Source organism: Micromonospora sp. NPDC049580 (genome assembly GCF_040675595.1).
GTDB lineage: Bacteria > Actinomycetota > Actinomycetes > Mycobacteriales > Micromonosporaceae > Micromonospora.
On sequence record NZ_JBFAPG010000345.1, the window covers coordinates 1 to 6,903 of the forward strand.

Annotated in this window: 9 protein-coding genes and 1 pseudogene; 2 read left to right on the forward strand and 8 right to left on the reverse strand. The window is 74.7% G+C overall.

The window, feature by feature from the left end; genetic code table 11:
* Window positions 1-214: 214 nt before the first annotated feature.
* The 5 genes from AB0J68_RS23375 to AB0J68_RS23395 form a co-directional block, all read right to left on the reverse strand.
* The gene (locus tag AB0J68_RS23375; RefSeq protein ID WP_363940473.1) at window positions 215-820 is read right to left on the reverse strand and encodes a winged helix-turn-helix domain-containing protein; all 606 of its coding nucleotides are present in this window, start codon (window positions 818-820) and stop codon (window positions 215-217) included.
* A gap of 259 nt (window positions 821-1,079) precedes the next feature.
* Window positions 1,080-1,649, reverse strand: a complete 570-nt coding sequence (locus AB0J68_RS23380; protein ID WP_363940474.1) for a winged helix-turn-helix domain-containing protein — start codon at window positions 1,647-1,649, stop codon at window positions 1,080-1,082.
* A 51-nt stretch (window positions 1,650-1,700) separates the two neighbouring features.
* Complete coding sequence (locus AB0J68_RS23385) at window positions 1,701-2,189, reverse strand: rhodanese-like domain-containing protein (RefSeq protein WP_355067267.1); 489 nt, start codon at window positions 2,187-2,189, stop codon at window positions 1,701-1,703.
* 44 nt (window positions 2,190-2,233) lie between these two features.
* Window positions 2,234-2,689: a cysteine dioxygenase family protein gene (locus tag AB0J68_RS23390; protein WP_355067266.1), complete on the reverse strand. Its 456-nt coding sequence runs from the start codon at window positions 2,687-2,689 to the stop codon at window positions 2,234-2,236.
* Window positions 2,690-2,803: 114 nt separating this feature from the next.
* Entirely contained in the window at window positions 2,804-3,181 is a 378-nt protein-coding gene (locus AB0J68_RS23395) for a signal peptidase I (RefSeq protein ID WP_355067265.1), read from the reverse strand.
* Window positions 3,182-3,245: 64 nt separating this feature from the next.
* Between AB0J68_RS23395 and AB0J68_RS23400 the strand changes: the two genes are divergently transcribed.
* Both AB0J68_RS23400 and AB0J68_RS23405 read left to right on the forward strand, forming a co-directional pair.
* The gene (locus AB0J68_RS23400; protein ID WP_354860322.1) at window positions 3,246-3,638 is read left to right on the forward strand and encodes an ankyrin repeat domain-containing protein; all 393 of its coding nucleotides are present in this window, start codon (window positions 3,246-3,248) and stop codon (window positions 3,636-3,638) included.
* Window positions 3,639-3,670: 32 nt separating this feature from the next.
* Window positions 3,671-4,621, forward strand: a complete 951-nt coding sequence (locus AB0J68_RS23405; RefSeq protein ID WP_363940475.1) for a DUF3500 domain-containing protein — start codon at window positions 3,671-3,673, stop codon at window positions 4,619-4,621.
* A 39-nt stretch (window positions 4,622-4,660) separates the two neighbouring features.
* Here the strand turns inward: AB0J68_RS23405 and AB0J68_RS23410 are convergent, their stop codons facing one another.
* From AB0J68_RS23410 to AB0J68_RS23420, 3 genes and pseudogenes are all read right to left on the reverse strand, one after another.
* The gene (locus AB0J68_RS23410) at window positions 4,661-5,431 is read right to left on the reverse strand and encodes a class I SAM-dependent methyltransferase (RefSeq protein ID WP_355067263.1); all 771 of its coding nucleotides are present in this window, start codon (window positions 5,429-5,431) and stop codon (window positions 4,661-4,663) included.
* A gap of 124 nt (window positions 5,432-5,555) precedes the next feature.
* Window positions 5,556-6,047 carry a DUF2231 domain-containing protein gene (locus tag AB0J68_RS23415; RefSeq protein ID WP_354862118.1) on the reverse strand — a complete coding sequence of 164 codons (492 nt, stop codon included), beginning with the start codon at window positions 6,045-6,047 and terminating at the stop codon, window positions 5,556-5,558.
* 219 nt (window positions 6,048-6,266) lie between these two features.
* Window positions 6,267-6,809, reverse strand: a pseudogene (locus tag AB0J68_RS23420) (GAF and ANTAR domain-containing protein); the annotation flags it as partial.
* Between the last annotated feature and the right edge of the window lie 94 nt (window positions 6,810-6,903).

The following is a 6,903-nucleotide window of genomic DNA, read 5'->3' on the forward strand; positions in this document are numbered from 1 at the left end:
CGGGCGCGCAGCGGGTCGACCAGCGCGGCGGCCAGCTCGTCCGGGCCGGCGGCGGGGGCGCCGTCGATCGCCACGCGCAGCCGGGCGGGCTCGACAGTGCGGGAGGCGTCGTCGAGCCGGGCGGTCAGTTCGGCGACGAGCAGGTCGGGCGAGATGGGACGGATGCGCACCGAACCATCCTGCCCCGCGCGCCGAACGGGCGGTCGTCGGACGGTCAGCCGGTGCGGTCGACGGTGACGCGGGCGTCGTCGGCCAGCCGGTAGCCGACGCCGTAAACGGTGGTGACCAGGGGAACGTCCACGCCGACCTTGCCGCGCAGCCGGCGCACGTGCACGTCGACGGTGCGGACGCCGGCGTGCTCATAGCCCCAGACGGCGTTGAGCAGTTGCAGCCGGGTGAACACCCGGCGGGGGTGGGCGACCAGATGCAGCAGGAGGTCGAACTCCAGCCGGGTCAGCGGCAGCGGCTCGTCGTCGCGCAGCACCGATCGGGACGCCGCGAGGATGTGCAGGGCGGGGATCGTCGGGGTGAGGGCTCGGGCGGGCGCTCGGTTGGCCGGCACCCCGTCGGCGCGACGCTCGGCCGGAACGGAGCTGGTGATCACGCCCTCGCCCCGCTCCAGCATCTCGCGCGCGGCTTCGAGCAGCCGCCGGGCCGGCGGGGTCAGCGACTCCTCACAGGCCAGCGGGATGGACAGCGTCACGGTGAGCATGGGCGCGGCGGTGTTCGCCGGGCGGCGTTGACCGCCGGGAGGTCGACCGGGCACCGCGGGTTGGGACGTATGCCATCCGGCGCGCGACGAGGCGGGGCTGACCGACATGGTCCTCCTTGGGCTGGTCCGGGTATCTCCCCACGGCCCGGGACGCCGCTTCATCGATGCTTCCGGGCGCCCGGGCGAGGGTCAAGAGGCGGCTGCGTTGCATGAATGTGACAATTGACGAACACATCGGAGCCGGATGCTCGCTCTGCGTACGAAGCCTGATGATTACAGCAGAGCCGCCAGGATGCCCCGATACGGGGGTCCCCGTCCTGTTCACCATGCCACCGCCGTCGCCTGCGGACCGCCGCACGAGCGCTGCTCAGCGGGTGTGGTCGACGCTGATCCGCGCCTCGTCGCCCAGCCGGTAACCCACCCCGTAGACGGTCGTGACCACCTCTGCCCCGGCCAGCTTGGCGCGCAGCCGCCGGACGTGCACGTCCACGGTGCGGGCCACGGCGTGTTCGTAGCCCCAGACGTTCGACAGCAGCTGGAGGCGGGTGAAGACCCGGCGCGGACGCTCGGCGAGGAAGAGCAGCAGGTCGTACTCGATGCGGGTCAGCGCGACCACCCGGTCGCCCAGGCGGACCACCCGCGAGCCGGCCAGGATGCGCACGTCGGCCCCGTCGGTGTCGGCGGCGGGCACCTCGGCGGAGGCGGGGCGCGGCAGCGGTCGCGGCGTCGACGGCACGTCGTCAGCGGGGCGCAGCCGACCCTCCCCGGCCTCGGCCAGCTCGCCGAGCAGCTGCACCAGCCGGGCCAACCGAGGGCTCATCGGCCCGGGGGCCAGGTCGAGGGTGATGGTCAGGGTCGGGCCGGTACGCGGGCGGACGGCGGCCCGGCCCGGGTGACCCGGCGAGTAGGGACGGGTGGGGATCGCGACGACGGACATCGTGCCTCCTGAGATGGCGGTACGCCTGCCACGCCCGGTGCGGCGTGGGGGTCAGCTGCGCGCCCAGCCGGCGGTGACCGGGGGCGCGAGGGGGGATGCGCGGTGCAGCGGGGTGGGGCCGAGCGCCGGCAGGCCGGCGATGCGCCAGGCGGCGAAACCGCCGTCGACGTCGGTGGCCCGGTGCAGGCCGATGTCCTGCAACGCGGCGGCGGCCAGCGACGAGGTGTAGCCCTCCTGGCAGATGACGACCACCGGCACGTCGTAGTCGACCGCCTCGGGCAGCCGGGCCGGGCACCGCGGGTCGAAGCGCCACTCCAGCACGTTGCGCTCGATCGTGAGCGAGCCGGGCACGACGCCGTGCGCGGCGCGCTGGGCGGCCGGCCGGATGTCGACAAGCAACGCGCCGGCCCGGCACGCCAGGTGCGCCCGCTCCGGGTCCAGTCGGTCGAGGCGGGCTCGCGCGGCGGCCAGGATCTCGTCGATGCCCCGGGAGCCCGGCGGTGGCACGGGTGCCGGACAGTGCTCGGCGGTGACCTGCATTATCGATTCCTTCCGGTGACGAGAGGGCGGTGCGAACGAGAGGCTCACCAGGACCGGCCAGCCTCGGCGACCTCGGCGACCCGCAGGCGCCCGTCGAGGAGGTCGTAGCGGGTCATCCGGCGCAGCGCCGGCCGGTAGACGTGCACGCTGACCGCCGGCACCGGGCCACGGTTGGTGACCTGGTGGACGTGGCGGGGGCCGAAGCGGCGGGCGGCGCCGGCGGGCAGCAGACGGGGGCGCAGCGCCGCACGGCTGACCGTCTCCTCGGTGAGGGCGCCGGCGACCACCCGGAACGCGCCGGCGGAGCCGCCATGGTCGTGCAGGTCGGTGCCCTGGCCGGGCAGCCAGCTCAGGGCCCACACCTCGTGGTCGTCGGCGGTGGCGAGCCGGGCGTACCAGCGCTCGGTGGGGTCGAAGCGCAGTGCGACCGGCCAGCCGGCCGGGTCGGCCCACCGGGCGGCGACGGCGAGCAGGTCGGGTGCCGGGCGATCGTGGGTCATCGGTGGTTCCTCAGCGGGTCGTTCGGCGGGGTGCCTCCGTACTCTAGCCGGCAAAGCCTATAGGTTTAGTAGGTAATTCCACATGCCGGGAGGCGAGCAGGCGACCGCTCGGGCTCAGCGCAGAACCGGGGGGCCCACCCGGTAGCCGGGCAGCGACGGCCAGCGCACGGTCAGCACCACCGAGGCGCGCTCCGAGTACCAGGAATGATCCACGCCCCGCGCCCACACCACGTAGTCGCCGGGTGCGGCCAACCGGACCGTCCGGTCCGGCAGCTCCACCCGGAAGCACCCGTCGACCAGCACCAGCAGGGTGGTCCGACGCTCGCCGGTCGCCCACCGCGCGCGGGCCTCCCCGGGCGGGTGCACGCCCCACTTCACCTCGACGTCGGTGCTGTGCCGGATCTCGTCCGGCGGCGCGAAGTGCCCGAGCAGCCAGCCACCGTTGCCGACGCCGTCGACGCCCGCGTTGCCCACGTAGACCGTCTCACCCATCGGACCCCTCCCCCACCGCGCCGGCCGAGCAACCTATCAGGACCTCGGCGACTACCCTGGACCGGTGACCGATGACCTTGACGCCGAGACCCTGGCGTTCGCGCACCGGATGTTCGACCTGGCCCGCGCGGGCTCCACCGAGGAGCTGGCCGCCCAGGTCGACGCCGGTCTGCCGGTCAACCTGACCAACGACAAGGGCGACACGCTGCTGATCCTGGCCGCCTACCACGCCCACCCGGACACGGTGGCCGCTCTGCTGGCCCGCGGCGCGGACCACACCCGTACCAACGACCGAGGTCAGACCGCACTCGCCGCCGCGGTCTTCCGCAGCAGCGCCGACGCCGTCCGCGCGCTGCTCGCCGCCGGGGCCGATCCGGCGCACGGCAACCCGTCGGCGGCCGAGACCGCGCAGTTCTTCGACCTGCCGGAGATGGCCGCGCTGCTGCGGGCCGGCTGACGCGGCACCCGACGGGCCGGTATACAGGGTCGGTGGAAGATCCCCTGCCCGAACAGATGCGTGCCGCCGGCACCGCGCTGCTGGCCGCGCTCGACCCCGCGACCCGCATCGGCGCCGTGTACCCGTTCGACGACGAGTCGGCCCGGCGCTGGCTGGAGTACCGGCCCCGCCCCCGCCCCGGCGTCTGCCTGGCCGAGCTGGACGTCGCCGGGCGCAAGGCCGCGCACCGGCTGCTGGCCACCGCGCTCAGCCCGTCGGCGTACGCGCAGGCCATGGCGATCATCGCGCTGGAGGAAGTCCTCGACCGCGCCGAGGGCTGGCACCGCGGGCGGCACAGCGGCGACTACTGGATCGCGGTGTTCGGTGACCCGGCCCGCGACGACCGCTGGGCGTGGCGGCTCGAAGGGCACCACCTGTCGGTGACCATGACCGTGGTCGACGACCAGGTCTCCCCCGCGCCGATCTTCTTCGGCGCCAACCCGGCGGCGGTGCGCTACGCCGGGCACACCATCTCCCGACCGCTCGCTGCCGAGGAGGACCTGGCCCGCGCCCTGCTCGACGCGCTCGGGCCGGCCGGGCGGGCCGCCGCGATCATCGCCGACGAGGCGCCGACGGACATCATCAGCGCCACCCGCGAGCGGTTCGAGGGGCCCGTCGACCCGCCCGGCGTGCCGGCCGACCGGCTCGGCCCGACCGGCCGCGCGCTGCTCGACCAGGTCGTCGCGCTCTACCTGGACCGGCTGCCTCCCGAACTGGCCGTGCAGGAGGCGGCCCGCGTCGAGGGCGGCCAGCTGCACTTCGCCTGGGCCGGCCCGACGAGGCCCGGCCAGCGGCACTACTACCGGGTGCAGGGCGACGACCTGCTGATCGAGTACGACAACACAAGCGACGACGGCAACCACGCGCACACCGTGCTCCGCCGCCCCGCCAGCGACTTCGGCGCCGACATCCTGGCAACCCACCACCAGACCCACCCCCACTGACCCGTACCCCGGGGCGCGACGCCCCGGGCAGCGTCATGATCAGCGCGTCGAGGTGGGGCGGGTGGCCTCGATGAGGAAACGTCGGGCGTGGGCGACGAAGGCGCCCTCGGCCGTGATGCGGCGGTGCAGGGCGAGCAGTTCGGGGCGGTAGCGGTCCACCGTGAAGCCCGGCACCGTCCAGACCACCTTGCGCAGGAACCAGACGACCGCGCCGATGTCGTGGAAGGTCGCGCGCAGCGTGGCCCGGCGCAGGTCGACCACCCGCAGCCCGGCGGCCTCGGCCGCGGCGACCGCGGCGGCGGGGTGCCGCCCGTCCGGCGGAGGCAGCGGGCCGAGGATCGCCTCGCTCAGCTCACGCATGGTGCCCGGACCGATCTGCTGGGACAGGAACGTGCCGCCGGGGCGCAGCACCCGGGCCGTCTGGGCCCAGTCGGTGCGCACCGGATGTCGGCTGACCACCAGGTCGAAGGACCCGTCCCGGAACGGCAGCGCCGAGTCGGGGGCGACCGTCACCACCGTCGCTCCGAGCGGGCGCAGGGTCCGCCGGGCGACCTCGACGTTCGGCGGCCACGCCTCGGTCGCCACCAACACCTTCGGCGGGTACGGAATCTCGGCCAGCACCTCGCCGCCACCGGTGTCCACGTCCAGCGCGGCGTCGGCGCGCGCCATCCGTTCGGCGACCAATCCGGCGTACCCCCAGGGTGGACGTTCCTCGGTGGCCCGACCGGACAGCCAGTCGAAGCCCCAGCCGTCGACCGGCGCGGCGGCCGCCTCCGCGATCAACTCCTCGGCATCACGTTCGGCGCTCATGGCGGTCAGCCTCGCCGTCCGGCCGGACGGCGGGCAACCGATTTGCCGGCGCAAGCACCGGGCCGCCGATTCTGCCGGCGCGTGCGCCGGGCCGCCGATTCTGCCGGCGCGTGCGCCGGGTCGGTCACGGGCGGGGGCGGGCGACCTCGACGGTGCCACCGGCGAGGGTGTCCAGGCCGCCGGTCTCGGCCCGGCCCGCGTCGAACTGGCGCATGAGCCGCGCGCCCAGGTGCACACCCATCCCACCGGCGGTCAGCGCGACCAGCTCGGTGGCCAGGATCGCGACCGTCGCGCCCCGGTCCGGCGAGTGGGCGCGCACCAGGCAGGTGACCAGGAACAGGCCCGCCATGGCCGCGTTCACCAGGTTGAAGGCGATGGCGGTGCGGCGGGTGCCGTCGACCGGCACGTCCCACAGGTCGACCATGCCCGCGACCGCCGTCATCGCGGCGGCGAACAGGGCTGCGACACCGGTCCAGTAGCCGACCTCACCGAGGAAGGCCGGCCCGCCGAGGACGTCGGTGAGGTCGAAGACGGCGGCGCTGACGAAGAGCCCCAGCGGGAACGTCACAAGCATCGGTTGGATGGGATGCCCCTGCACCCGCAGCCGGCTCTGCATCGTTCCTCCCCAGGGTCGGCGCAGCTCACCAGTACCAGAGTGCTACCCGACCCCTCGTCGCGCGAAACGACGCCGCCCGACTCGCCGCCGACCGGGAGAACGGGCACGCCCGGCCTGATCCTCGCGGGAAACCGCGCCGTCACCACGGCTCGGACGCCCCGACCTCCCGGCGACCGAGCCGGCCACACCGCCACGGCGGCGCGCGGCGGGCAGGTCAGGTCAGGTCTCGCGGGGGCGGGACACCGTCCGGATGAGGCGTTCGGCCACCTCGCGCAGCGGGATGTCCAGGGACGAGGCGGCGGTGCGCAGCACGTCGAGGGCCTCGGCCGCCGGGCAGCCGCGCTGCGTCATGATCACACCGATGGCCTGCCCGATGACACCGTCGTGCAGGAGCGAGGCGTCCCGCTCACCGACGAGCGCCTGCTGGCGGCTCCGGTCCCGGACGGCGGCCAGCAGCAGGCCGGCATGTTCGGCGAGCAGCATCGCGGTCAACTGGTGCTGCGGGGTGAGGACGTCGGGCGCGGCAGCGTACAGGTTGATCGCCCCGATGACCTGGTCGTCGATGTCCAGCGGGGCGGAGATGACCCCACGGACGCCGAGGTCGCGGGCGCGGGGCGTCCAGGCCGGCCAGCGTGACTCGCCGGCCAGGTCCACCGCGAGGATCATCTCGCGACGCCGGATCGCGCTCATCGCCGGCGAGTCGGGCCCGTGGCGCAGGTCGTCGAGGCCGGCCAGCCGCTCGTCGGAGGCGGCCACGCCGGCCAGGTGGCGAGGTAGGTGCCGACCATCAGCACACCGGCCAGCACCAGCCAGGGCACCTCGTCGAGCAGGGTGTCCCGCCAGGGCCTGCGGACGC

Bases quoted from the DNA above. Each gene is read 5' to 3' on its own strand.
- AB0J68_RS23375 (WP_363940473.1), bottom strand. From the start codon at position 820: ATGTCGGTCAGCCCCGCCTCGTCGCGCGCCGGATGGCATACGTCCCAA.
- AB0J68_RS23380 (WP_363940474.1), bottom strand. From the start codon at position 1,649: ATGTCCGTCGTCGCGATCCCCACCCGTCCCTACTCGCCGGGTCACCCG.
- AB0J68_RS23385 (WP_355067267.1), bottom strand. From the start codon at position 2,189: ATGCAGGTCACCGCCGAGCACTGTCCGGCACCCGTGCCACCGCCGGGC.
- AB0J68_RS23390 (WP_355067266.1), bottom strand. From the start codon at position 2,689: ATGACCCACGATCGCCCGGCACCCGACCTGCTCGCCGTCGCCGCCCGG.
- AB0J68_RS23395 (WP_355067265.1), bottom strand. From the start codon at position 3,181: ATGGGTGAGACGGTCTACGTGGGCAACGCGGGCGTCGACGGCGTCGGC.
- AB0J68_RS23410 (WP_355067263.1), bottom strand. From the start codon at position 5,431: ATGAGCGCCGAACGTGATGCCGAGGAGTTGATCGCGGAGGCGGCCGCC.
- AB0J68_RS23415 (WP_354862118.1), bottom strand. From the start codon at position 6,047: ATGCAGAGCCGGCTGCGGGTGCAGGGGCATCCCATCCAACCGATGCTT.